Source organism: Paenibacillus sp. J23TS9 (assembly GCF_018403225.1).
Classification (GTDB): domain Bacteria; phylum Bacillota; class Bacilli; order Paenibacillales; family Paenibacillaceae; genus Paenibacillus_AQ.
Genome location: NZ_BOSG01000001.1, coordinates 1,466,670 through 1,490,645 on the forward strand (window position 1 = coordinate 1,466,670; position 23,976 = coordinate 1,490,645).

Annotated in this window: 20 protein-coding genes; 2 read left to right on the forward strand and 18 right to left on the reverse strand. The window is 43.5% G+C overall.

The window, feature by feature from the left end; genetic code table 11:
- Window positions 1–45: 45 nt before the first annotated feature.
- The 5 genes from KJS65_RS07105 to KJS65_RS07125 form a co-directional block, all read right to left on the reverse strand.
- The gene (locus KJS65_RS07105) at window positions 46–1,116 is read right to left on the reverse strand and encodes a hypothetical protein (protein WP_213649186.1); all 1,071 of its coding nucleotides are present in this window, start codon (window positions 1,114–1,116) and stop codon (window positions 46–48) included.
- Window positions 1,106–1,678, reverse strand: a complete 573-nt coding sequence (locus KJS65_RS07110) for a sigma-70 family RNA polymerase sigma factor (protein ID WP_213649187.1) — start codon at window positions 1,676–1,678, stop codon at window positions 1,106–1,108. Before KJS65_RS07110 ends, KJS65_RS07105 begins: the two co-directional genes overlap by 11 nt.
- Before the next feature lie 656 nt (window positions 1,679–2,334).
- Complete coding sequence (locus KJS65_RS07115) at window positions 2,335–3,180, reverse strand: CPBP family intramembrane glutamic endopeptidase (protein WP_213649188.1); 846 nt, start codon at window positions 3,178–3,180, stop codon at window positions 2,335–2,337.
- A 128-nt stretch (window positions 3,181–3,308) separates the two neighbouring features.
- The gene (locus KJS65_RS07120; protein ID WP_213649189.1) at window positions 3,309–3,887 is read right to left on the reverse strand and encodes a TetR/AcrR family transcriptional regulator; all 579 of its coding nucleotides are present in this window, start codon (window positions 3,885–3,887) and stop codon (window positions 3,309–3,311) included.
- Window positions 3,888–4,589: 702 nt separating this feature from the next.
- Window positions 4,590–5,414, reverse strand: coding sequence for a phytanoyl-CoA dioxygenase family protein (locus KJS65_RS07125; RefSeq protein WP_213649190.1), 825 nt, complete (start codon window positions 5,412–5,414; stop codon window positions 4,590–4,592).
- Window positions 5,415–5,544: 130 nt separating this feature from the next.
- Between KJS65_RS07125 and KJS65_RS07130 the strand changes: the two genes are divergently transcribed.
- Window positions 5,545–6,444, forward strand: coding sequence for an AraC family transcriptional regulator (locus tag KJS65_RS07130; RefSeq protein WP_213649191.1), 900 nt, complete (start codon window positions 5,545–5,547; stop codon window positions 6,442–6,444).
- A 225-nt stretch (window positions 6,445–6,669) separates the two neighbouring features.
- Here the strand turns inward: KJS65_RS07130 and KJS65_RS07135 are convergent, their stop codons facing one another.
- The 8 genes from KJS65_RS07135 to KJS65_RS30245 form a co-directional block, all read right to left on the reverse strand.
- Entirely contained in the window at window positions 6,670–7,428 is a 759-nt protein-coding gene (locus KJS65_RS07135; RefSeq protein ID WP_213649192.1) for an SDR family NAD(P)-dependent oxidoreductase, read from the reverse strand.
- Window positions 7,429–7,432: 4 nt separating this feature from the next.
- Window positions 7,433–7,831, reverse strand: coding sequence for a MerR family transcriptional regulator (locus KJS65_RS07140; RefSeq protein WP_213649193.1), 399 nt, complete (start codon window positions 7,829–7,831; stop codon window positions 7,433–7,435).
- Window positions 7,832–8,505: 674 nt separating this feature from the next.
- Complete coding sequence (locus KJS65_RS07145; protein WP_213649194.1) at window positions 8,506–9,894, reverse strand: ABC transporter substrate-binding protein; 1,389 nt, start codon at window positions 9,892–9,894, stop codon at window positions 8,506–8,508.
- Window positions 9,895–10,475: 581 nt separating this feature from the next.
- Entirely contained in the window at window positions 10,476–11,450 is a 975-nt protein-coding gene (locus tag KJS65_RS07150; protein WP_213649195.1) for a phosphotransferase enzyme family protein, read from the reverse strand.
- Window positions 11,451–11,544: 94 nt separating this feature from the next.
- Window positions 11,545–12,108 (reverse strand): phosphoglycerate mutase family protein, encoded by a 564-nt coding sequence (locus KJS65_RS07155; protein WP_213649196.1) that lies wholly within the window; start codon window positions 12,106–12,108, stop codon window positions 11,545–11,547.
- 150 nt (window positions 12,109–12,258) lie between these two features.
- The gene (locus tag KJS65_RS07160; RefSeq protein ID WP_213649197.1) at window positions 12,259–12,567 is read right to left on the reverse strand and encodes a hypothetical protein; all 309 of its coding nucleotides are present in this window, start codon (window positions 12,565–12,567) and stop codon (window positions 12,259–12,261) included.
- A gap of 136 nt (window positions 12,568–12,703) precedes the next feature.
- Window positions 12,704–13,036: a DUF3221 domain-containing protein gene (locus tag KJS65_RS07165; protein WP_244864562.1), complete on the reverse strand. Its 333-nt coding sequence runs from the start codon at window positions 13,034–13,036 to the stop codon at window positions 12,704–12,706.
- A 5-nt stretch (window positions 13,037–13,041) separates the two neighbouring features.
- A complete protein-coding gene (locus KJS65_RS30245; protein WP_213649199.1) occupies window positions 13,042–13,329 on the reverse strand; it encodes a dihydrofolate reductase family protein in 288 nt (95 codons plus the stop codon).
- A gap of 131 nt (window positions 13,330–13,460) precedes the next feature.
- Between KJS65_RS30245 and KJS65_RS07175 the strand changes: the two genes are divergently transcribed.
- A complete protein-coding gene (locus KJS65_RS07175) occupies window positions 13,461–14,063 on the forward strand; it encodes a hypothetical protein (protein ID WP_213649200.1) in 603 nt (200 codons plus the stop codon).
- A gap of 202 nt (window positions 14,064–14,265) precedes the next feature.
- Here the strand turns inward: KJS65_RS07175 and KJS65_RS07180 are convergent, their stop codons facing one another.
- The 5 genes from KJS65_RS07180 to KJS65_RS07200 all read right to left on the reverse strand — a co-directional run bounded on the left by KJS65_RS07180 (window position 14,266) and on the right by KJS65_RS07200 (window position 23,909).
- Window positions 14,266–18,546: an S-layer homology domain-containing protein gene (locus tag KJS65_RS07180; protein ID WP_213649201.1), complete on the reverse strand. Its 4,281-nt coding sequence runs from the start codon at window positions 18,544–18,546 to the stop codon at window positions 14,266–14,268.
- A 140-nt stretch (window positions 18,547–18,686) separates the two neighbouring features.
- Entirely contained in the window at window positions 18,687–21,290 is a 2,604-nt protein-coding gene (locus KJS65_RS07185) for a winged helix-turn-helix domain-containing protein (protein ID WP_213649202.1), read from the reverse strand.
- A 289-nt stretch (window positions 21,291–21,579) separates the two neighbouring features.
- On the reverse strand, window positions 21,580–21,726 hold the full coding sequence (locus KJS65_RS07190; protein ID WP_213649203.1) for a nucleoside/nucleotide kinase family protein: 147 nt from the start codon (window positions 21,724–21,726) through the stop codon (window positions 21,580–21,582).
- Window positions 21,727–21,889: 163 nt separating this feature from the next.
- Window positions 21,890–23,221: a sensor histidine kinase gene (locus tag KJS65_RS07195; RefSeq protein ID WP_213649204.1), complete on the reverse strand. Its 1,332-nt coding sequence runs from the start codon at window positions 23,219–23,221 to the stop codon at window positions 21,890–21,892.
- Between the two features lies 1 nt (window position 23,222).
- Window positions 23,223–23,909 (reverse strand): response regulator transcription factor, encoded by a 687-nt coding sequence (locus KJS65_RS07200; protein WP_213649205.1) that lies wholly within the window; start codon window positions 23,907–23,909, stop codon window positions 23,223–23,225.
- Between the last annotated feature and the right edge of the window lie 67 nt (window positions 23,910–23,976).

Here is a 23,976-nt window from a genome sequence, read left to right on the forward strand (position 1 = left end):
AAAAATATAACACAGGCGCCATTTCTGGCGCCTGTGTTTCTTTCTCTACCAAGGCGTTTCTGTTTTGTGTTCAATCACTTGCGATACTTTAGGTTCAAGAATCCGTTTCAATTGTTCCAGTGTACGATCGTCATCGGTAGCTCCTCCATGCGGATCGGCTTGGATTTGTTTTTTGGCCTGCGTACTTGCGATCACGTCCATGACTTGTTGTTGGGAAATCTTTTTAGATGCTGCGATCTCGACGACAGATGTACCCTTTGCCAATTCTTGTTTCAATTCTGCTGGACTCATGTTAAGTAATGAAAAGAGCTTTTCATCGTTTAAAAAGGCATCCGCAGTATAGTCAGGCTTGCCGTTTGTCGTGAAAAAGCCTTCCACGGATGGAACAGGGCCGCCTCCGATCAGAGAAACGCTGATCGTATTCCCTTGAACGAATGCCTGATAGAAAGGTGTTGTTGATCCCTTTTCGGTGTAGTTCAATAAAATCGTTTTTTGGTCCGCACCCTGCATTGGCTCCATGCTGTATTCGTACTTACCGGTGCTGCTGTACAGTTTGTTAATGAGAGCATCTACCTTCGATTTGATTTCTTCATCTGTTAAGGAGATGACCGGCTTCTCATGAGGCTCCCAATTCTCTTGGTTCACATGCTCAATTTCACCCGTGATACCGTTCAAGTCAAGTCGGATCTTTTTGCCGGAAGCTCCCTTTTCCTGCAGCACGATGCTTGTTTGGATGGCTTTCCCCTGACTTGCATTGGCGGGGTCTCCTCCAAGCTCGCTGGCGTCGATGATTTCAAACGACTTGGTTTCCGGATAAGAGCGATACAGCTTTTCAAGCGCTGCTTGGCCAACCGCATCCGTCTTGACTTGTTCAGCCGTCATCGGTGTTCTCGTAACCATTTCAATTAGGGTAGGCGCCGCGAATGCCGCGGTTGGAATCATAATTACTGCAGCAACAATGCCGCCAATTAATCGTTTTTTCATCGTTTTTTTGCTCCTTTGTCGTTGGACGTATTGAGAATAGGATTGTTCGATTCGTTTGGAAACGGCCTGTGGGCATTCCATGGTCTCTGCCTTTTGGTGCAGGTACTTGCGAATTTGGCTTTCAATAGGCATTGTTCTTGTCCATCCTTTCCAGGGGGAGATTTCCCAAGTGTTTTCGAAACGACTGCAGGCCGGCATGATATCTGGACTTGACTGTACCCAGCGGAATAGCGAGTAATGTTGCAATCTCCTCCAGCGTATAGTCGTGGTAAAAGCGGAGGATGATTACCGTTCGCTGTTTATCAGTCAGCTTGTGCATGGCCTTCGATATCTCGGGGTCTGTCCCATCCGTCGTCATCGGCTGATCCCAATGATGCTCTTCCCGAGAAAAGACACGGATACGTTCGAAAATTCGGAATCTCCTCCAGCTTTTCACCCGGAATCTCTGCACTTGCCTTATGACCAGGCCGTGCAGCCAGAAGTGGAAAGGACGATTCGGATCGTAGTTGGGAAGTGAGGTCCACATTTGCATGTAAATCTCATTCATGATATCTTCGCGATCCTGCGGATGGTCTACTAGAAAAGAGACGGTCCGGTAGACATCCCGATAAGTGGCATCATACAACGTGTGAAACGCCTGCTGATCTCCTTCGATCATTTTTGTGAGCATATGGTACATTGATTCGTTTTGCATTCAGAGGGCCCTCCTGAGTAAGCAGCTTACACCCTATATTGTCGCTCGATGGAAAAAAGGTTCGGTTTTTTTATTTTTTTTATGTCTTCTGTTTAAAGTCAATGAATTGCGGGAAGGCGAGCAGCGGCAGGAAAGCGTGGGATTATCCGAATGGGGAACAAAAGCATTGCCATTATACTCCTCTTGAAAACCAAATTTTTTATAGAGCAGCTTAGCCGCGTCATTTTTACTTTCTACGCTTAATCGAACATCAACTGCATTTTAATGTTGAAGCCGCAGTAATATTTCGGTTAGCATCGCTCCCCCAATACCACGTCTGTGCCATTCACATTTTACAGTAATTGTCGGTATTCTAGCTTGAATTCCTCTAAGTGTAGAGGTGAAGATACCAACCGCTTTCCCCGTTTCATTTACGTATAGTACCGATAAAACAAAAAAGCCGCTAGAATAGCGACCTTCATGAGTCTATGATTTTGTCCCTCGACACTAATGACACATATGTGACCACATAAAATACGTAAGCAAGTTCATTCGTCAGATTTGCAAGCAGGCGATGATCGTCGTCACAGTGTGTACCTAATCCGGTAATCTGTTACGCTCATTTTTTGAACGGACTTCTCTCTTCTTCAAAACTCTTGATGATTCTCAAAAAAAATTTAGCTTGCGTGTTTGAATCTATAACGAGTCAACGTTTTAGAACCCCATAAGAATGTAACGATTATAGCTGCCAATGCCGTCATGATAAAGAGGGAGAATGTAACGTAACTGGAATCGTAATTGGGAAGCAAAAAGGAACAGACATTATTCATAGCATGAAATATAGCACCTGCCAGTACACTTTTGCCCATATTTTTATAAAACCAAACAATCAGTATCCGCAATAAAACGGAACCCGCGCACTGCCAAAGGATCCATGCAGGCGAATGATGGTTTTGAACATGGGGAACGACGTGCCACAACTGCCAAATAACTCCAAGGACGATGCTGGCCCCCAATGCGGGCCACCGTTTTTCCAGCATATCGTAAACATAGCCCTGCCAACCGATCTCCTCACATATGGCTGCAATCAAAAACACCACGAAGAAAGTCAGTGCCGTCAGGATGGAAAAGTGCAAGTTAGGGAGTGGTTCTCCCATTAATTTCATCAATTCATATGCACAGATCGTAATGACAGGCATCAGGAGTAAGAGTGGGACAAACCAAATCTTGTACTTCATTCTCAGATGAAATGACTTCTTCAATAGTTGTTTGATGCCGTCTGATCCATGAGTCCTATAGACGACGATGAAAGCCACGATCATAGGGCAAACAAACATGAGTGCACTAAAAGGAAGATTTATCGGAATTTTTTGTTGCCAATGTTCAGCTGCCATTCCGATTAACCAGAAAGGAATCGCAAGGATGAAAACCAACAAGAAAAAGTTCCAAGGATTATGATTTGAGTATTTACTATGTATGTCCAAAATTTTTGTGCTCCTATTAGTATTATTTAACATCTTCATATCTTTGATGGTCCTCCCGGTACAGCATGAGCTATAATTTTCACCTCTTATAAGAAGAACACGATTTGCATTCCTTTTCATTTTTGAACTAATATATCAGTTCTGTGAACCTGAAAAAGTAAATTGTGCTATTCGATCGAATTAAACAGGCTCATGGTAATCATCGTAAAGACTTGACGTTCCAAGTCAACGCGGGAATATTCATTCTGATGGCTAAGATAGTACTTTGAAGTGCTCTCCAGCGTACCTATTATGCCGACCGCAGCCAAATTCGAGTCAAGATCACGGAGATAATTGTCATCGCACTTTCCTTCTTCCAGGATCTTTGCTAAGAAGTTGAGATGCTCCTGTCTGAGCAGCTTTAATTCATCCAGAACGTCTTGCTCAAACCCGGTGGAAATATCATTAAATACAATATGTGACAAATGGCGCGATTCCAGAAACAAATCAAGATGGTGACGAATCGTTTGTTGAATTTTTTCCTTGAGCGGGATGGAAGATTGTAGATCAGCCTCAATCCGCTGTATAAATTGTTCAAAAGTTCTCTTGACAACCGTTTTAAACAACTGGGATTTACCAGGGAAATTATAGTATAGGGTGCCTTTGGCTACCTGCGCACGCAGGGCAATTTCATCCATGCTTGCAAGGTGATATTCATTCTCAGAAAACACCTCAATGGCAGCTTTAATAATTCTATCTTTACTCAAATAGGATCTACCTTTCACTGTAAATTAGGAAAAAACGAATCACAAAAAAAACTGACTTGCAAGTCTAAAAATACCCTAGCATTCAGAGGGGAATCTGTCAAGCTATGAAAGGAAATGTCATCCCATGACTAATTAACGGTTAATGACCCTCAGTATTTCTATAATTGACCAAACACAGTGAATTGGAGGGTTATTAGGCATCCTTACTTTTCACTATACCTCAGGAATTCCATTCACTTTGCTGGTAATGTTGACAAACTATTAGCTGGTATATCTTAATGACAGTGGTGCCATTCTCGAGAGCAAACGGTATATTTAGGCTTACTGCGATTTAGCGGATCTTTAGGCTGATATGTTCTTTTTATCTATACTTGTAGTCCCGTCAAAATGTAGGCACTTTAATGTCATTATCCTACAATGTAGGCACTTTTGTGCACTTTTTTATGACACAAATTCTCCTATATAAATAACAAAAAGCCTGATCCATCAGGCTTTTTAAACAATAATTATGAGGTTACATTTGTGATATTAGACAATATCTTCTTCTATTTATTTGGTACACATTCCGTTGGCAGAATTGGTCTCCATTCTAGTCAATTTTTCTTCTTTGCATGCCGATGAATAGCCGAAATACTAAGTCAAGAAGCTGTCCTGTCATTAACGACTGGGACAGCTTCTTCTGTTTTTCCATAATAGGAGTGTTTATTTGCAGTACAGCAATGGGAAGTATTGATTATTAAAGGGCTGGCCGTCATAAGGTTGCGGGCCTAGCAGTCGGACATTATCGTGTCTTCCTCTATCCTTTTTATACACGGTATCACCAGGCATCAAATGCGCGACAATGGAAAGTCGCGGATGCTCGGACAGATTAGGACCCGAGCCATGGAACGTCAAAGCATGGTGGAAACTTGCCTGGCCTGCTTTCAGAATACACGGCTCATCTATCCATTCTCCTTTGGTGAATTTCTGTTTAAGACCATCTAAATCCTGATCAAAAAAAGTATCGCTGCCTTCAACAACGCCCCATTTGTGAGAACCTAGTATTGTTCTCATTCCTCCGTTTCCCAGATCGGTATCCTGCAAGGCAATCCAGACCGTTACCATATTGGTTGTGCTGCTGCATCTCCAAAAACCATAATCTTGATGCCAGCCTACATTTCCCAGCATGGTTTCCTGACCGGCAGCACTTGGCTTATAAATAATCTGATCATGCCACAGCCTGATGGACGATTCTCCAATCAACTCTGCAGACATATGGCCCAGTTCAGGGCTGGTTACAATGTTGCGGACCTCATTATTAATCCACCAGCCGTTATCAAGCTTACGCAGAGCCAATTTATTCTCCGGAATACGAATGTCATACATTGGATAGCCATCACCGTCGAAATCGGAAGACCAAATCCGTTCATGTGCGTGTCTAAGCTTTTCAATGGTCTCGTCATCGATAAGCTTAGGACTGATCCAATAGCCATCACGTTCAAAATCCTGCTTATCTTGTTCGGTTACTTCATAAGGAATAAAACCCATTATAATTCCACCTCATCATTTGTAATTGTTCCGCCTCTTTAAGATACCAGTTGTATTAGGCTTTGACTTTCCGAAAACTATCGAATAGGATTTTATACATCCATATGATTTGAAACAAGGAGATTGGTCAATGACAACCAGGAAAAACCGAACGGGAAGATGGGAATACGAAGCAGAAACAGGTCGCCCATTAACAAACGTCATTCAAGTTCCCGAGCTCCTTATGCTTGGCTATGATCATTTTACGGAGGCATTGAAATTGTCTCATCACGAGCATGACGGAGCCTATGAATTTGTGCTGACTGAAAGCGGGAAAGTCACTTGGGAGGTTAATGGACAATATTATGAAACAAGGGCCGGCGAGATGTTTCATACCCTTCCGAATGAAACTCACCGGGCGCGTATGGATTATATGGAGCCCTCCTCGATCTGGTGGATGATTATCAGGAGGCCTTTGGCGAACTCCTCATGGCTTGGTCTATGCGAGAGTGAGACCGACGCTGTCTTAGATAAATTAAGGAGCCTGCCAAGAATCCTGCGGACCAATGCCCAGCTGAAACTAAGCTTCCGAAGGCTGCAGCAGGCTATTCAAATAGAAGAGCAGCCATGGCTTAAGCTTAAGGTCAGGCACCTTGTGCTTGATCTTATTCTTAATATGACTGAGCCTTCTCCTGATCTGCATATTCCTGAAGACTTGCATGCTGCCTTGCATTCCATTACGGAGAACATTCAAAGAAACCCTGAGAAGCATTGGAACAACCGGGACATCGCTTCGGCGATTGGTGTAAGCGAATCTCATTTCTACCGATTGTTCCGTCAGACATTTGGCCAATCGCCTTCATCATTTGTGGAGCGTACACGCGTCGAATACGCTGCTCAGCTGTTGACCCATACCGATATTCCCATTACCCGCCTTGCTATAGATCTTGAGTTTAAGACGAGCCAATATTTCAGTACCGTATTCAAAAAGGTGACCGGCATAACGCCAAGTCAGTGGAGAGCTTTACACCGCAAGCTTACCGATAATTAAACAGATGATCGGAACAAGGAAAACCCCGCAGTATCTTGCTGCGGGGTTGTGTACTATTCTTTCACGGAACCCAGAATGATTCCTTGGGAAAATTATGCGGATTCATGAGCCTGAGTGAGGAAACTGAATCATTTCGAGGAAGCGAAACAAAGAAGTAGCTGGGAGCTAGACCCTTTTATAGCGTTGAACTATAGACTCCATTGCTTCAATATCATTTAAACGCTTCTACCAATTGGCAAGCTTACGTTCTCGAAAGAACCCACCATTGGGACCCTCTTCATCCAGAGTAGCCAACCAGACAGCCGTATCTGCTCCTTCAGCAACCGTTACTGGAGCAGGGACACCTTCCACAACTGATTGGGAAGCAGTTGCTCTTCCCATATCCGTTTGTACTCTACCAGGACAGGCGGCGTTAACCTTTATACCCATTTCAGCAACATCTTGTGCTACTAAACATGTCATGGCATTGAGCATAGTCTTAGAGATACGATAAGCAGGTGATGATCCTTTAAGTCCTAATAATCCCTTAAGTACTTCAAAAGCTCCCAATCCTGATGAGAGATTGACGATGCGTCCATATCTATTTTCTTTCATCAAGGGAACAGTGGCTTGAATCATTCGTAATGCCCCAAAATAATTCGTTTCAAATGTCTCTTTTATTACGGTCTCTTCAATATCCAACACGGAAACCCCGTGATCAAGTAGTACACCGGCGTTGTTTACCAATATATCTAGACGACCATAATGTTTTTTTACTGACTCCGCCATCTTTCTGACGCTTTCTGTATCATTCACATCAACAACTTGTAACTCAACTGCTAATCCTTTTTGGCGCAAGTCCTCAACAGTATGTCGCCCTTTATCTTCGTCTCTGCAACCAATCAATACTTTTAACCCTTTTAAAGCCAACTGATATGCGATTTCCCTTCCTATACCGCGGTTGGCTCCTGTGACTAATGCAATTCGGGGATTTCCTTGATCCATTAGACTATTCGTTTTGTTCCTCTCCTTTGCGTAAGACATCTCTCCAACTTGATAGACTTTCTTCCAAATGAGATTCTGCTTTTCTTAAAGTCTCTATTTGTTTTTTGATTTCTTCAAGCTTCCTTTCACCGACATCTATGGCAATCGGTAAGCACTGACGTTGAATTTCTCGACTAATCGTACAGTGAAAGAAATCGGTAATCTCCTTAATAGTGAGACCAAGACTAAAATATAGTTTAATAATTCTTACTTGCTCAATATGGGATTCATCATATTCACGATAACCATTCTCTAGACGAGCAGGTTTCAATAGGGCTTTTTCTTCATAATATCGTAAAGAACGAAGACTTGCTCCTGTCTTACGGGATAATTCACTAATATGTATAAGACCCTCCCCTTCCATGTCTAATAACTGATATTCTAATCCATTACATCATGTTAAGGTCAAGCCAAATCTGAAATAACTGAACCAAGTGGCCGCGCTAAATTTTAGAACAACACTCAATAAGCACAAGCGCGTGCAAAGCCGGAGTTTTCAACCATTTCTTCTTCATTAATATCCTCCATTATCGTATGTTTTGGGTTGCCCATATTTCGTTCAATCAAAAACGGGCTTTAAATGATAGGACTTTCATAAAATGGGCTGATCAGCTGTCGCCTGCTGCGCACCTCCTTGTAAGGGCATGAAAAAAACACAACCATCCCCGGTTTCTCCAAGGGAGATACTGGGGATGGTTTAACCGGGCATCAGCTTACAAAGCATGGCCCTCAAGCTTTGTAATTGTCTTCCATTCGTATGTTATATGCAAATTATTTTCGTTGTCGACCATCGAATGAGTTTCGCTCTCTTCCGCTGGAAATCCGGCGACTCCTGATGAAATTCTTCCGAGCGGCAGCACATGCTCCATGCGGAGGGTCAATTAACTTTAACGGACGGGGCAGATTATTCCCCTTTTTGGGCACGGACCATGTTTATGTCCATGGCTGACGGCTCACTTTCCGCAAGTACGAGCAATCCGACCTTCTAACCAATAATCCTAACCCGATTTTCTTCATATGACGATTCTCCTCATCGATTCATTCGTTGAGATATAGATTGATCTTGTTCTGAACTTGTTTCGCGACATTGTCCGCTGATTTCTGTCCGCTGAAGAAAGACTTTGAATTATTGGAAATGATCTCATCAATTTTGGACAGTTTCTCGGTGGAATGAACGGCTCCCGTAATATAGGCGTCCAGTTGGTCCAGCGATGCATTGTCAACCTTGACCGCAGGAAGATCAGCCTCGTGAATCGTCCCTTCGTCTTTAAGCTGCTTCAGCTGTTTTTCGTAGGCAATTCTGTTAATTGGAAATCCAGGGCTTTGATCATATACATCGGTATAAGACTGCGCCTCATCCTCTATCAGAAATTTGATAAAATCCCAGGCTTCCTTCTTATGGGGCGAGCTTGTGTTAATCCCGATCATTCCGAAGTTTTTAAAATAACCTCCTGCCCCCATATCTTGCGGATGCGGTTTGGTATACAGCTTGGTATGCTCGGCGAAGTTGTTCAAGAGATATCCTCGGAGAGAACTGATGGTTTCTTCGTTAAAATAAACTTTCACATTCCTGGCAGTTTCGCTGCCTCTGCCACCGCCATCCGCTTCCATGTCGTAAAGCAAGCCGTCATCGAACATCGTTTTAATCTGCTGCATTAACCCGGCAAATCGCGCCGAATCAAAATTGGCTTTCCCGTTTTCCTCTGTGACGAGCTGGGGGTAGTTTTCAGCGACCATCTCGCTCAGCATATAATTCGGTTCGCTAATGAGCACATTCTTGTACTTGCCTTTCTGTGTCAATTGTTTGGCAATATCCGCAAAATCGCTCCATGTCCAACTGCTATCATTGATCTTGACTCCGCTCTTTTCGAGAGCATCCTCATCGCCGATCAAACCGGCAAGGGAGAAATAAAGTGGCATCCCGTAAAGTCCCCCGCCAATCTTCGAGTTGTCCAAGATGTTGGTGAAATAATTTTTCGTCTGAATCGATGAATCCTTCTCCATCAAGTCGCTTAGATTTACAAGCAGATCACGGCTTACATATTTATCTGCCGGGAGCATATCAAGCTCAATCAGGTCGGGACCTTTGCCGGCCAAGATGGCTGTGTTGGAGGAGGTAACGAATTTTTCAATATTTGCATATACCTCACCGAGATCCTTACCTTCAGAGGGTGTAGCCTGCAGCTCAATCTCGATATTGGGATGCAGCTTCTCATACTTCTTCACAGCCATCTGCATGTGATTGCTCAGATAAAAAGTCGAGAACACGAGCTTCACATGTCCTTTTGAATCCACACTTTCTTTCGTATTCCCGTCTTGCGCCGCTGTCGCTTCTTTCATTGCCATTTCGCCTTTGTTTCCCTGGGCTCCACTGCAGGCGGAGAGACAGAGAATTAGACAAATCCATATCCAGCCTATTTTCTTCATCAACGACTCACCTTTCTTTATCATTAACTTCCTTAAGCAGCGTGGGCAGCCATTAGATCATAAGAAAAACGTCTATCGACGTACTTTCTCAGAAGACAGACCGCATGTAGCGGAAGTTTATCTTGCGAGATAAGGATGTTAAGTCTCTGAAGTTTACACTTTCTTATCTCTTGGAATAGTCTTCAACCCTCCGGGAAGGCCCTCCCTTGTCAATCCTTGTAAAAAGAATTGAAACTATTATCGCTGACTTTTCCAAATATAAAGTAAAGATGTCTCGAAAACTTCACCTACTTGTAAACATATTGTCTCCAAAAAAAAGACGGCAGTCCGAACGTTATTTCGTTCAGTCAGCCGCAAATAAGGATACTATGGTTAAAAAAATTGTTTTGGGATTCCCACAAAGTATTTGGAATAAGTAACGAAGCATAGCTCCACTATGTGAGGTAGGTTACTATTCAAACTTTATAATAAATAGCTGATTATACAAGTCAGGACTTTGCTCTGAATTCGTTTGTACTCTTGTAACAAAAGCAGCCAATTTGCTGGCCGCTTTTGTTGTCATTTTGAACCATCGTTTCCCATTAGTTTAACAAGAAATTTTCTCCTTTAAGATATTTTATAAAATAATCTTGAATAACTATTGGAAAACTATCTGCCAAAGATTGTTGTTCGTTTGGATTTAAAGAATGAAATGCGAAAGTTCTTATTATTGACCATATGAAAAAAGCTTCTAATAACTCTAAATAATTGTCATGTATTTGTTTTACTTTGCTATATGATGCAATAAATATTTCCCTATTTTTAAGTGAAAGATGCAGAAATGTTTCTGCCATATCAAATAAATAAAAGCCATAACCACAATTCGAAAAATCTATAGGTCGAGGAATATCTTCATAAAACACATAATTGCTTTCATGAAGGTCAGAATGAATAATTCCCCAGTTATTCTGATCTCGTTTATGGTTTTGTATCACTTTTGCTATTTTAAGTGCTGACTCTTCCACATGAACAAACGCTTCGATTGACATTAGTTCTAAATTTACCAATTGTTTTAATTGGTTAAGTGATGAATATAAATGGTTAGTATTGTATATTGGTCTATTAAAGCTCTCTGGTGCATTCCACTGCATAGAATGTTTATGTAAAGTTGCCATTAAAATAGCCAAACTTGCAGTTTCATTACTATTTGGCTCTCTGTTAAGCACTTTACCATTAACCCAGCGGTGAATAGTCACAATGAATTTATTATCGTTACAACCAGTTGATATAATTGTTACCAGATCACCTTCAAGATTCTTTACCGGATTAGGTACAACAAGATCTGTATCTCTATCCAAAGCTTCTAGCCAAATGAGTTCTGATTCGATATTTTCCTTTGATTTATTAGAACTCGTCGAGATATGGATTTTGATAAGAAACTTCCGATTATCGTCATTTGTGTGAATTTGGAATGTAACATTATCACTTTTCCCAAGGTATACAAGTTTCTCATAAATAATCGGGTATTGAATTAACGCTTGTTTCGCCACCTTCGTATAAACTTCTTCAGAAAGCATGATATTCACTCCAGTTGTTGGCATTATTATTACATAATTATACCAATAACATTTCTTTTAAATGGACCAAGGTTGATTATAAATAAAAACTACTCTACAACTTCATTCGATATACCCCAGCCTCACCGAGAAAATCTTTTCTGGTCAATCCTTTTTCTCCAAGCAATATCCGATAATTCGTTATCGTACCATCATGTGAAATAATGTATATTTTTTTATAGCTTTTCCCGATCCAATCTAATAACCGCTTAGCATATCCTTCAAAAATATCTTGTTCGATCCTATTAATCCCTTCTTTCCAGCAATCCAAATGGAAATCAAGAAATTCAGTATCTCCATACAGATTTGTAATTTCAGTTTTAGAAAGGAGGTGATCACATGCTAAAAAAGGAAGTTTGGAGTTCTGAGGAAACATTCTCGGACCAACAAATGGAGAAATAATGAAGCCCATACCATTTTTTATAATAGTTGCCGTCTCAATTGTCCGTTTGGTTGGACTAACAAGCATTAAATCATCAGGATCAATTTTAATTTCATTTCGTAGCTGCGATACTTGAAATTTGCCGTACTCTGTAAGACTTGGATGCAGAGTATTCAACCGATTTGGATAATCGTTGAGATGTTCCCCATGACCGTGCCGAATAAATATGAATTCCATTTTTCGCCCTCCTAACATCAAATCCGATATTAGGTATTCTATGATTGTATTGAGCAATCCTGCCCGTTAACGTGAAGAAGCTGCCGATCCACCGGCAGCTTCTTCCTGGTCGTTTCTTAACTATCGTTCCCCGTTAGTTTAAGAAACGAACTAAAATGCTGGGGACTGTTTGCCGTCAATATTAGGAGCCGAAGCTGGAAATATCATTCCGAGTATGCCCACACCCACGTAGTTAGTGTATTCGGTCATAAAATCAGTCTGTTGCCTTACAACCGAAAGTTCATGTATTGAAAAAAACAGATAATTTTTGCTTCGAAAATTAACAGGCTGTAAAGAAGTGCTTCTTTGATAATTGGTGACTTCCTTCTTGATCACCCACTTTTCAAAATCGGATCTATCAGGATTTGTCCAAAGCAGAGTAAGTAATATCACACCTATCAAAAGAATCAGTAATCTCACGCAGAGCCCCCCTGCACAGCAAGTACATTTAGTCTATGATGTGTCCCCAAAAAAGATTGTAAAGTAAATTTCTCTTTGTTTTGGTCCCTTGCCATTTATAATTGCGGAGCAGTTATCCCGTAAAGGTCTTCGATTGCTATTTCTTGATCACGTCCGCCGACGCCTGAGCTGGATAGGACTGGTCTATCGCCCCATTATGGATATTTATGCTCACTTGGTCACCTACCGAGACAACATCGAAACCCTTTTTGTCTACAGAAAGCCAGATTGCATTCGGACTAGCATCTTCTAATATTTCGTTAAGTGGTGCTTCAATATTATCAACCCTGTCACGAACCACGAGGACTCTACCGTTTTCTTTCGCAACAACAAAACCTTCTTTATGATTCCAACGCCCGTCTGATTCACTAGTATTGTCGGATGAACATCCTGTTGCCAGAACCAGTACGAATACGAATAAGACAAACATTTTTTTCAAAATGATCCCCTCCAAGTTAAGTCCTTACATAAATATGAACGGGTTGATAGAAGATTTGGTTGCAAACGAGAGGTGTATCTCTTACCGCTTCCGAAGCTGACAGGGTGGATAACCATATTGATTTCGTCGGGGAGACTTGTATTCAATAGACTCTGCACAAGGCCAGCACTCCCAGGAATGATGAAGCTGCCTTGGACATCGCTTTTAAGTGCAGCTACACGTTCATTTAAATCACCGGTTAAAAGTGAAATCGAGTCGCCATAGTCCCCCCCCCACATGTCCATTGGTTGAAGGCTCCTATACCGATATTCTCTCGTAAAAGAATGGACTCGAACCAAATAAAAAACTAGACAATAAGGAGGAAGGATGGTTAGATAAATAAAAATATAAAATCTGGTGTAGGAGTCTGGAAATAATGAGTTTAGTAAAATTACCGAAAGCTGCTGTCTTTGGTGCTGCAAATGGTGTGATGTTCATGACTTTTTTTGGGGCTCTTTGGGCTTCCATTGGTATTATTGGTTCACATGGACTTGGGGAGCCTTGGTTACTTGTTCTTTCAGGTATTGTGACATTAATCTTACTTATTGGAGCAATATCACTTTTTGGTAAAGCTCGTAATATGAAACATGCAGCTACACCAGATGAGAGAGAACAGAGGAGAAACATAAATCGGAAATTTGGTTTGAACGTTGGTCTGGAAGGGCTTGCTATCTTTATCGCAAGTGTAATTTGTAACATGATTAATTATTTTGAAATCTTTTTTCCTATTATGGCAATCATTGTAGGTATCCACTTTTTTCCTTTAGCTCGATTGTTTCGAGAAAATTTTTATTATGGTACAGGTATAACACTCTGTATTTTAGGCGTTATTACTTTCTTTTTACCAATGAATGCTACTGTTAACAATGTATCTCTGATTGCGACGTCTACTTTTATCGGCTTCAGTTCTGCTCTGACGCTCTGGGTGACCGGTCTAAGAATTTGGACTGCTATGCTTAAACAATTGAAGCAAAAATAAAAAAGAGCTGCTACTTAACTTTAGACAGGTTGAAAGCGCAGACGAGTTTACTCGGCGTGTACAAAAGATAGCAGGCTTTGCTCGTGTTACCATGCGGAAGGGCAACAGGAAAATAAGTGCCTTCTAAACAAAAAGAACCGACCAACGGGCCGGTTCTCTTTTTAAACCTGAATCGCATCCAGGCTGCCATCTAAGGCAGGTCTTAGATTTTCATTTTCTCGATAGCGCGCGATATTATCGTCGCTACTTCCGCTCGGGTTGCATGGGCTTTAGGTTTCACCGTGTTATTCGGATAACCGGTAATCACTCCCTGCTCCACTGTCGCAGCGACTGCTTTTTGCGCCCATGTTGAAATCGTTCCTTGATCGGCAAAGATATGACTTGCTTCCTCATTCTCCAATTGTAATGCATTAACAATCATCATCGCTATTTGCTCGCGTGTAATGAGTTCATTGGGAGCAAATGTATGCTGATCGTAACCTTGAATTATCCCGTAAGCATATGCTGTAGATATGGTTTGACTAGCCCAATGATGGGCTGTATCGTCGAATACCTTGCCTTCTTTTTGAGGTAATTTCAAAGTGCGAACCAGAATCGCGGCAAACTCTGCTCGGGTAATCGGTTTATCAGGCTTGAACGTACCGTCCGAATAACCGCTCAACGCACCTTTTCCTGCCAATTGCTGAATACTTTTTTCCGCCCAATGCCCATGTATATCCGTGAAATGAACGCCCGACTCGCCTTCCACCTGCGGTTGTTGTTCTACTGCCTTTATTGGTGTGGCAATAACCGCAAATTTGGTGAAGTGGTCGGTAGCACCGCTGACAGTTCCCTTCTCCCAATCTACTAGAGTGTTTTTCAGTTCTACCCATTCGTTGGTCGCTTCGTTGAGCCAATAGAGGCTGATTTTAACGTCTTCCTTCTTTATCTTATCCACAGCAAAATGTAAGGATAAGATGACTTCCTTATTAAAATTCTCTGGTTGATCCTTCGTGAGTTCGATCACTTTGCTTATTAACTGTTCCGTGTTGGAGAACGGCAGTGTATTCGTGTCGAATACCTCTTTTAGCGTCAGATAAAAGGAACGGTCCAGCACTCCGCTAGGCAGGATTATTTGACCACCATCGAAAGTGATCGTCCGTCCGTCCGTGCTTATAAAGTAGCTGCTGTTAGGTTGTATACTTCCTCCGCTACTGCTTGAACTTGTACTTCCTCCGCCACTGCTTGTATTTGTACTCTCTGCCGCCCGGGTTGCGGTGACGATATAGGTTTGCTGCGAGCCGTTTAATGCTGTGATATGAACTGTGATCGTATTGTCACCTATATTGAGTGCAAGAGGTTTACTTCGCTCGCCGCTTGAAATATTCTGGGACGTACCTCCATTTATGCTCAATGTTATGGTATCTGTCCCATCTACGGCTACGGGCGTAACGTTCATGCTGGAAACGCTGTTCCCTACACTAAGCGTGTAGCTAGTTGTATTCGCCGCAAAAACGGGACTCAGCGTTCCAGTGCTCACTGTCAAGCCGCTTAATGATGCAATCGACGAATCCATTCGGAAGCGGTTGGATACTACGTTTATCCTATGACCAGCCTCATCCGATGCCTGAATATGCAGGTACCAGTCTCCATCCACACCGCTTATCGCTAACAAATCACCGTTTGTAAACGACGTCCAACCCGATACTGGCGTCCCTGAATCCGTTGTCCAAGCATATTGCAGCGTCGAACTATCCACTCCGATATCTGTTGGATCGCTATTTACCGTTACCGTTGTCTCTGCCGATATCACCCAGCTTTCGCTGCCGTTCATCCCGAAACTAACAGAAGGCGGCGTATAATCCAGTAAAGTGGCGCTCACCTCATTGGAGTATTCGCTATCTTCCTCTTCATTGCTTGATTTGACTGCGAAATAATAAGTTGTACCGTAGGTCACGTCGGTTACGCTATAGGTTGCTTCCGTTACGGTCGCTATCGGCTCTAGGGAATAGTCGCCGCTAGTCGTGCTCATATAGATTTTATAGCTGCCGGCCTTTGTCACGTTGTTCCAGTTTAAAGTGATTCGGCTGTTATCTGCTGTTGCTGTCAAATTGGTTGGCGCTTCAAGCACTTCGGCATTATTCTCTACTATTCGATTGGCAAAGCTGTATAGTGGATTGTGTGACGCATCAACAATATTGCCCAGTTGTCCATCATATGAAATCGTTATTCCTTGATCATTTCCAAATGCATTGCTTATGGTAAATGTCATTACTTTCGGTTCTGTTAAGCTTTGGTTCATAATCGCTGCATCGATCCCATCTGCTTTAATCGTAAACCCGCCACTATTCGTAATGTTTACCTCTTCATCAAACGTTACGATAACGGTATCAGGATGATCGCCCTCGACCTTCGCGCTGACGATTGTCGGCGGAGCAGCGTCCAATCCTATATTCGCAGCAATCCTTTGTAATGTGGGATATGCTTTCCCTTCCTCGATCATCCATGTATCGTTTAAATCCCATCCCGGCTGAAAAGTAGATTCCCGCTTCATCTCTGAGGTTGTTCGCGGTTCGCCTTTTCCTGTATCGGATTGGCCGGTAGTCTGGCTGTCATATAAGCTTGCGCTCACCAAGGTGTCGATCTGACTATAACCCACCAGCCCACCTACATAAGCATTGCCGCTAACGGCACCGGTGGCGTAGGAGGTGCTCACTGTTGCGAAATTCCTCCCAACCAATCCGCCAACCTCATTGTTACCATTGACAGAGCCAGTGACGTAGGTATCACTCACCTCAGCATAATTTTCTCCCACCAACCCACCAATTAATGAACGGCCATGAACGCTGCCAGCCGAATAGGCTTCGCTTATCGTGCCCCCATTGCTGTTCCGTCCTGCCAATCCGCCTACGGAGTCCTCGCCGATGACATTGCCGGTATTGTAGACATTGCTCACCGTGCCGAAGCTCATGCCAACCAACCCCCCGACAGCGATATTTCCCGTGACACTTCCGTCTTCCAGCCCAATGTTCTTTATGACTCCGTTGGATTGAACATAACCGAACAAGCCAATATCGCTGCTTAGGGGAAGATGGATTATCAGATTGCTGATCGTATGACCCAGCCCATCGAAAGTACCGTTGAAATAACTACCACCATTCCCGCCAATTGGCGCGAAGCCCCCTCCCGTGATAATCGCACCGTTCGTGCTGGTCGCCCACATGTCGGAGCGGGTGCTATCAGTGAAGGTCGCGGCAAAATCAATATTCTTCGCCAGCGTGTAGTTTTCCGACTGGTTAATCGCCATCAGCTGCAACTGATGCGTATTGGTGAGGGTAGTGGAATATTCACTTCGCAGGAAAGGCCGCGTCAAGCCCTCGACCATAAACCAGTCATTAGTGAAATCCCAGCCGGAATAGCCCGTTTGTGTCAGCGCCTGCTCAATATTGAGGCCGGTAGCAGTGCAACTTCCGTTATTCATTTCGCAGGCATTACTTTGACCTGTTGTATCCATATCCCAAAAGCTGCTTGTGAGTTTGCCGCTATTGCTCCCCACCAGGCCGCCGAGATTATTACCGCTCCCGCTAACCGCGCCAGTTGCATAAGACTGGCTTACCTCACCGGAGTTATTGTATCCCACCAGGCCGCCGACATTATCCCCGCTCCCGCTGACTGCGCCTATAGCATAAGACTGGCTTACCTCACCGGAGTTATTAATGATCCCCACCAGGCCGCCGATATGATCCTGCCCGTTAACAGTACCGGTGGCGTAAGACTGATTTATTGAACCTTGATCATTGTTGCCAACCAGTCCACCAACACCATCCCGCCCTTTGACATCGCTAAAGGAATTGGACTGGATGACGAGACCGGCAAAATTATACCCCACCATCCCACCGACATTTTCTCCGCTTCCGCTGACGACCCCGGTAGCATAGGACTGGCTCACTTTTCCGACCTCATTGTCCCCTACTAGCCCGCCGACAATGGTCGTACCGCTGACGGTACCTGAGACATGGGAGCCGCTCACTGTGCCATCATTACGCCCAACCAGCCCGCCGACATAGAGTTGCCCGGTAATGGAGCTTCCCTCAGAGCCGACATTTCGTACGACCCCTCCGGAGCCAACGGTTCCGAATAGACCGATAAAACCGCTTGAGGGCCTGTTGATGGTCAGTCCGCTGATGATATGTCCTTGCCCATCGAAGACTCCGGTGAACGGGCTGCTGTCATTCCCGTCACTGCCGATCGGAATAAAGCCATCTCCATTGTTCCAGCTTGCGGTCTCGGAAGCATCAATATCCGCACCGAGCTTGTAGTGTGCGCTCAAGTCATTGCTCACCAAATTCAACTGTTCTAGTTTCATGATGATATACGGATCAACTTCCGTTCCTGAGCCTGTCAGCCCATTATCCGAATCAGCCAACACTTGAAGCGGAAAGATTCCTATAAACAAAAAGATTGCTGTTAAAATAGATAGAGTACGCCTCATCTGCTCCGTCATTCCCTTCACTCACATTCGATAATTATCGACATCTATCCGTATTATAAGTGATCCGATTGAATGTGAAATCTAACCTGGGTTATAGATTCGGTTATAGCACAAACAACACAAGTCTTTCTGACAACGTCGCATCTTCACGGCTAACCCTGCATTTCTTTGCCGCGTTTAATCGCTTCTACTCGGCTAGTCACCTGGAGTTTGCTGTATATGTGATTAATGTGTGCTTTCAGAGTACCCATACCGATGCCGAGCGCTTCTGCGATTGCACTGTTGTCCATACCATCCTCCATACATCGGAATATCATGTGCTCTTTCTGAGTTAGAAGCGTTCCCAAGGCACCGTCTGATGGATGGAGCGCGTCTGCAACCCCTCCGCAGAAGGACAGGACCTTACGCACATAGGTTAAAGAAGGCGCATTTTTATCCCGAATATTGCCTTTCTGACGTTGCTGTACATACGCAATCAGAAGACCAGTGATCACTTTGCCCTTATCGGCGAAAACACGAACATAATCGTCGGGTTCCGCATATTTTAGTGCCTCTTCCAGCTTCAGCAGAGCTTGCTCGAGCTTATCCGCAAGTCGTAGAATCATCGTCTGCAGCACTTGAATTTCCAACGCATCCATCGGACGATGATCTTTAACAGCGATAAAATATAGCCTTTCCGACAAATCCCAAGCCTCTTTACTGGAACCGGTTTCCATCAATACTCTGACAAGAAAGATATATACGTACAACTGGTATACGGACACGGGATCATCCGCTGAGATTCTGTAACGCTCTTTCCATTCAATAGCAGCTGACAGATCTCGATCTCCTAATCCCATTCGCAATGCGGCCATTTCCGCTTCAATTAGAATAAGAGCTTCTTCCGCCCCATCCTTCATCGCCTTCTGTCTGGCCTCTTCCAACCAATTCTCTGCTTGGGAGATGTCTTGCCTGGAATTACTTATACGCGAGAGGAACAGGCTTGCTGGAATGTAGACCTTCTCCGGTTGATAATACATCTGGCTTTTGTCATGTAATCCTAGCTTCAAGTAATACTCCGCTTGCTCCAGTTCGCCCCGTTCGTACAGCAATTCTCCATAACATACAAGTATCGAATGCTGTAATCCCATAGGCGTCATGAAATCGATCATGTTAAGGAAGAAAGTATCCGATAGCCCTCTGGGCAAATGTTGGCCGCGCTTGCCGTTGTACGATCTGTAAATGGACGGAGACAAAGGCATCTGAGGGGAAGCAAATATTAGATCCGTTCCTGACGGACTATGCAGAAGCGACAGACGGATGTATTCGAGACCCTTGACCATATCCATTTCGTACTGGGTCGCTTTGAAATTCCTTACATAATATAAGTAGCCCAAATAACGATTTTTGTCCTCCAGACTCCAACTCGCCGCGGATGTTTCATAATGCTTTGCAGCCAGTTGCAAGTGCTGTTCCGCCTGATCGAGCTCATGAGCCCATAATAAAGAAAAAATATAAGAGAAATAAAGATATGGATGCTCCCTTAGAAGCTGTTCGGGGATAGCCGATAACCATCCTTTTAGCGTCGAGAACTCCCTGCGAATCATGATGCTCCTCAGCTTCTCAAGCAAATGTAGGGCTTCCGTAAAGCAATGGCCGGCTAAATAGTAATCTACGGCTTCTTCCAGCAGTCCCGACGACTCGCACCATATAGCAGCCGCTTTGTATAATTCCTTTACTATCCCAGAGCTATGATCTCTCAACTGCTTTTGCAGAAAATCACCAAATAGATGATGAAATCGGTACCATTCTTTGTTATCGTCCAATGGGATGAGAAACAGGTTAACGCTTGCCAGTTCCGCAAGTTTACCTGCGCCGTTTTCCCCAACCACCGCTTTGCAAAGCGACTCGTTCATTCTCTGAAGTATGGAGACGTTCATCAGAAATTGCTTAGACGACTCGTCAAGCACTTCAAAGACTTCCTCTAGCAAAAATTGCTCAACTTGCACGCTGTCTCCGGAATCGCGACGCATGAAGACCATCGGCCGCTCATCATAACGCAAGGACAAAGATATAAGCTTAAGCCCTGTTACCCAGCCCTCGGTTTTCTGCAGAAATTGTTCAATCTGCTCTCTTCGCATCTCTTTCTTGACGCATAAACGGAAGAAATCCACCGTTTCCCGCAAATCAAAGCGCATATGCTCAACATGGACCTCATGAATCCAGCCCCGGCTGATCCACCTCGCTTTCGAAAATTCAGAAACGGTACGGCTGACGAAGCAAATATGTACAAGAGACGGTAAGTACTCCAGAAAATAAGAGACAGATGCGATGATGTTCTTATCGCGAATGACATGCCAATCATCCAGCACCAGCACAAGTGGTTCCCTCAAGACATTCAATTCATTCAGCAGAGCAACAAGAAAAGGCTCGTATTGACCAGGGCTTAGCGTTCCGGCCGCCAAATGAAGCGGACCGGACGAATGGCCAAGTGCCTGCTCAACTGCCTTAGTCGCATATTGCCAGAATCGAATCAGGTCGTTATCCTTGTCATCCAACGACAACCAACCGATTGACGCATCTAGCTGGTTTACCCAATCGCTGACCAATGTTGTTTTACCGTAACCAGCGGGAGCTATAATGAATGTTGCTTTGCGATTCACCCCCTGATTCATCCGTTCAAGCAGATGGGGGCGGGGCACAGACTGATCCAGGAGCTGTGGAATCCGTAGTTTGGTTAATATAAGGGAATTGTTTTCATACTTCTCATGAATCATAAATTCCATCCTTTTTGAACCATTTAATATAGTCATATCTTAGCATATCGAGGGAAACGCGGACTATTTCTAAAATGGAGCATCTTTGGTTATCCTACTAGGAGTCACCTCGCGAAACGGAAATAACAGGGTGCCACTTAAGAAAAAACCGTCAGGGAAGTTCATCCTGACGGTCCTTTTGGGTTTTGAGTACATACTTTGTATTCCTGTCCTCGAATGGCTATATAATGTTCGGAATACATCTCTCTATCATCCATATGGTCGAAATCCTGTACAGCTCCTAACGGAATTAATTCTGCGATAAATATTCTTCAACGTTTTTTAATGTTTCATCGGGAGTATTTTTTGCTTTCTGAATCCCAACTAGTATTCTCCTAGCCAGAGCTACCTCCAGTGGAATATCGATACATACAGCAAAATCAATTAATTCCGCCATTCCTTCTCTGCCTCTACCGAATGGTTCTTCAACTATAATAAAATTATTAGGTTTTAGTTCTTGTTCATTTATAGGTAGTACTATTGGTCTGCTTTGTGCTAGTTCACTTGCAACATAATTGTTAACGAATGTATTTCGCGTTCTGCTGTCTCTACCCCAATATTTAGTGTGGGTTAGCTACTGGTATCCAACCTTCCAGCAGTGCTCCACCCTCCGAATGGTTTCTTACTGCAAGTTCACCTCCGTGTCGACTAACAATTCTTTGTGAAATGGTTAACCCTAATCCGCTCCCTCCTGTTGAACGATTTCTAGATTCTTCACCACGATATAAAGGATCGAAAACCCGTGGTAGTTCTTCTGATGAGAAACCCGGACCTGTATCACGTATCGTAAACTTTACTTTGTTACCGTCTTTATAACAATGAACAACAATTTCACCATAGGAAGGTGTGTGTCTGACCGCATTATCCAAAAGATTGTTCATGGCACGCTCCAATAAGTGCGTGTCGCCGTTAATGATGCAATCGTCTGCAGCATGGTTCGAAATCGAGATATGTTTTTGCCAAGCCAGTGGACTCAGACTGTCAATCGACTTCTGGAATATGAGCTTAAGATCAGCAGCCTTGTTGTTAAGTTTCGTCTCCAAATACTCCATTTTTGTAAATGTGAAAAGATCCTCTACCAGCCGATCCAATTGTGCCGATTTTTCCTTACAAACCGCCACATATTTTGTTATTTTCTCCGGTGATTGAGCAATCCCTTGTTCCAGGCCATCCAAATAACCCCGTAAGGCGAACAACGGTGTCCGTAAATCATGTGCGACAGCAGCAATCACGAATCGGCGCTCTTCTTCCAATTCCACTTGTTTCCGATATGATTTTTGAAGCCCCTTCACCATCACTTCAAATCCGTCGCGGACTTCAGTGATTTCTGTGATCCTAGACAAGGGTAATTGCATATCCCAATCTCCTGCTGCAATTTTTCTGGCTGCAACGCTCATCTTCTCGAGGGGTTTAAGAAGGAATCGTCTCATTTCAATACCGACAACAAAGAAAGCAAGTAGTAATCCGAAAAATATCGAAATCATTGGGACTGGATTTGATTTTGGCAGATAAAGAATAACCCTTCCTAGCAAATGACCGTCCTCTATGACGGAGAACCGTTCGGTTGACGACAATGCGCCGCGACGCTCCGGATTAGACCGATAAATATCCTGATCTGATTCGGATAGAATAGCCACATCCATCTTCGCTTTCCGCAACTCTTTATGTAATTGATTCTGCCAATTTCGATTCGTCCATTTGTCGGATCCCGCTTCGATCTGGTGAATCGTCTCAGTCAATTGTCTTTGGAGAGTCCCATTTTGCGGCTGATTTTTTGTGAAGCTAAGGGTTTTAGTGTCCATATAGTGAGTTGTAAGAAAAAAGATCCACGGTAATAAAAGTATGAAGAAAAAGCAAAGCACAGTAAACGTACGAATGCGTAGTGTTCTCATTTTATCCTCCCTCGAAGCGATACCCTACTCCCCATACGTTGACCAGGAATTGCGGATGGTTCGGATCGGATTCGATTTTCTCGCGAAGCCGACTGAGATGGACCCGAATCGTATGCTTATCACCCACACCATCCCAAAATTTTGCAAGCAATTGTTCATATGAAAAAACATGTCTGGGGTATTCAACAAATAATCTCAACAACTCATATTCCCTTGGTGTGAGATCGACTTTTTTTCCTTCCACGATCACTTCTCTTGTGGACAGATTTAATTTGATGCGTCCATAATCCAGGATCCTTCCATCCATTTGCTTCTGGGAAAAGGAACGCCTCAATACGGCTTTCACTCTAGCAACAATCTCTACAGGTGAAGCGGATTTGACGATATAATCATCGCCGCCGAGAGTCAGTCCCCGAATCTTGTCCACATCATCGCTGCGAGCACTCAAGAAAAGGATAGGAATGTTGCTCTCTGCCCGAATCTGACGACATAAATCAAATCCGTTTTGTCCCGGCATCATGATGTCAAGAATAATGCAGTGAATGGAGCTTTGTTGGAATAAGGCCCATGCTTCTGCGGAGTCACAAGCTGTTATAACGTGAAAATTATCATTCTCCAAAAAGTCCCTCAATAATTCAACGATACTTTGGTCATCGTCTACAACCAGTATCGTGTTTACTTCGCTCATGAATATCCCACCTCTGAATTCTAGTTTATCATCTTTCCGCGGGAAACTAACGTATCCACCTGATTTG

What these genes read in the sequence shown, in the direction of transcription:
- KJS65_RS07105 (WP_213649186.1), bottom strand. Translation starts at nt 1,116, where the DNA reads ATGCCTATTGAAAGCCAAATTCGCAAGTACCTGCACCAAAAGGCAGAG.
- KJS65_RS07110 (WP_213649187.1), bottom strand. Translation starts at nt 1,678, where the DNA reads ATGCAAAACGAATCAATGTACCATATGCTCACAAAAATGATCGAAGGA.
- KJS65_RS07115 (WP_213649188.1), bottom strand. Translation starts at nt 3,180, where the DNA reads ATGAAGATGTTAAATAATACTAATAGGAGCACAAAAATTTTGGACATA.
- KJS65_RS07125 (WP_213649190.1), bottom strand. Translation starts at nt 5,414, where the DNA reads ATGGGTTTTATTCCTTATGAAGTAACCGAACAAGATAAGCAGGATTTT.
- KJS65_RS07130 (WP_213649191.1), top strand. Translation starts at nt 5,545, where the DNA reads ATGACAACCAGGAAAAACCGAACGGGAAGATGGGAATACGAAGCAGAA.
- KJS65_RS07135 (WP_213649192.1), bottom strand. Translation starts at nt 7,428, where the DNA reads ATGGATCAAGGAAATCCCCGAATTGCATTAGTCACAGGAGCCAACCGC.
- KJS65_RS07140 (WP_213649193.1), bottom strand. Translation starts at nt 7,831, where the DNA reads ATGGAAGGGGAGGGTCTTATACATATTAGTGAATTATCCCGTAAGACA.
- KJS65_RS07145 (WP_213649194.1), bottom strand. Translation starts at nt 9,894, where the DNA reads ATGAAGAAAATAGGCTGGATATGGATTTGTCTAATTCTCTGTCTCTCC.
- KJS65_RS07150 (WP_213649195.1), bottom strand. Translation starts at nt 11,450, where the DNA reads ATGCTTTCTGAAGAAGTTTATACGAAGGTGGCGAAACAAGCGTTAATT.
- KJS65_RS07155 (WP_213649196.1), bottom strand. Translation starts at nt 12,108, where the DNA reads ATGGAATTCATATTTATTCGGCACGGTCATGGGGAACATCTCAACGAT.
- KJS65_RS07165 (WP_244864562.1), bottom strand. Translation starts at nt 13,036, where the DNA reads ATGTTTGTCTTATTCGTATTCGTACTGGTTCTGGCAACAGGATGTTCA.
- KJS65_RS30245 (WP_213649199.1), bottom strand. Translation starts at nt 13,329, where the DNA reads ATGGACATGTGGGGGGGGGACTATGGCGACTCGATTTCACTTTTAACC.
- KJS65_RS07175 (WP_213649200.1), top strand. Translation starts at nt 13,461, where the DNA reads ATGAGTTTAGTAAAATTACCGAAAGCTGCTGTCTTTGGTGCTGCAAAT.
- KJS65_RS07180 (WP_213649201.1), bottom strand. Translation starts at nt 18,546, where the DNA reads ATGACGGAGCAGATGAGGCGTACTCTATCTATTTTAACAGCAATCTTT.
- KJS65_RS07185 (WP_213649202.1), bottom strand. Translation starts at nt 21,290, where the DNA reads ATGATTCATGAGAAGTATGAAAACAATTCCCTTATATTAACCAAACTA.
- KJS65_RS07190 (WP_213649203.1), bottom strand. Translation starts at nt 21,726, where the DNA reads ATGGCGGAATTAATTGATTTTGCTGTATGTATCGATATTCCACTGGAG.
- KJS65_RS07195 (WP_213649204.1), bottom strand. Translation starts at nt 23,221, where the DNA reads ATGAGAACACTACGCATTCGTACGTTTACTGTGCTTTGCTTTTTCTTC.
- KJS65_RS07200 (WP_213649205.1), bottom strand. Translation starts at nt 23,909, where the DNA reads ATGAGCGAAGTAAACACGATACTGGTTGTAGACGATGACCAAAGTATC.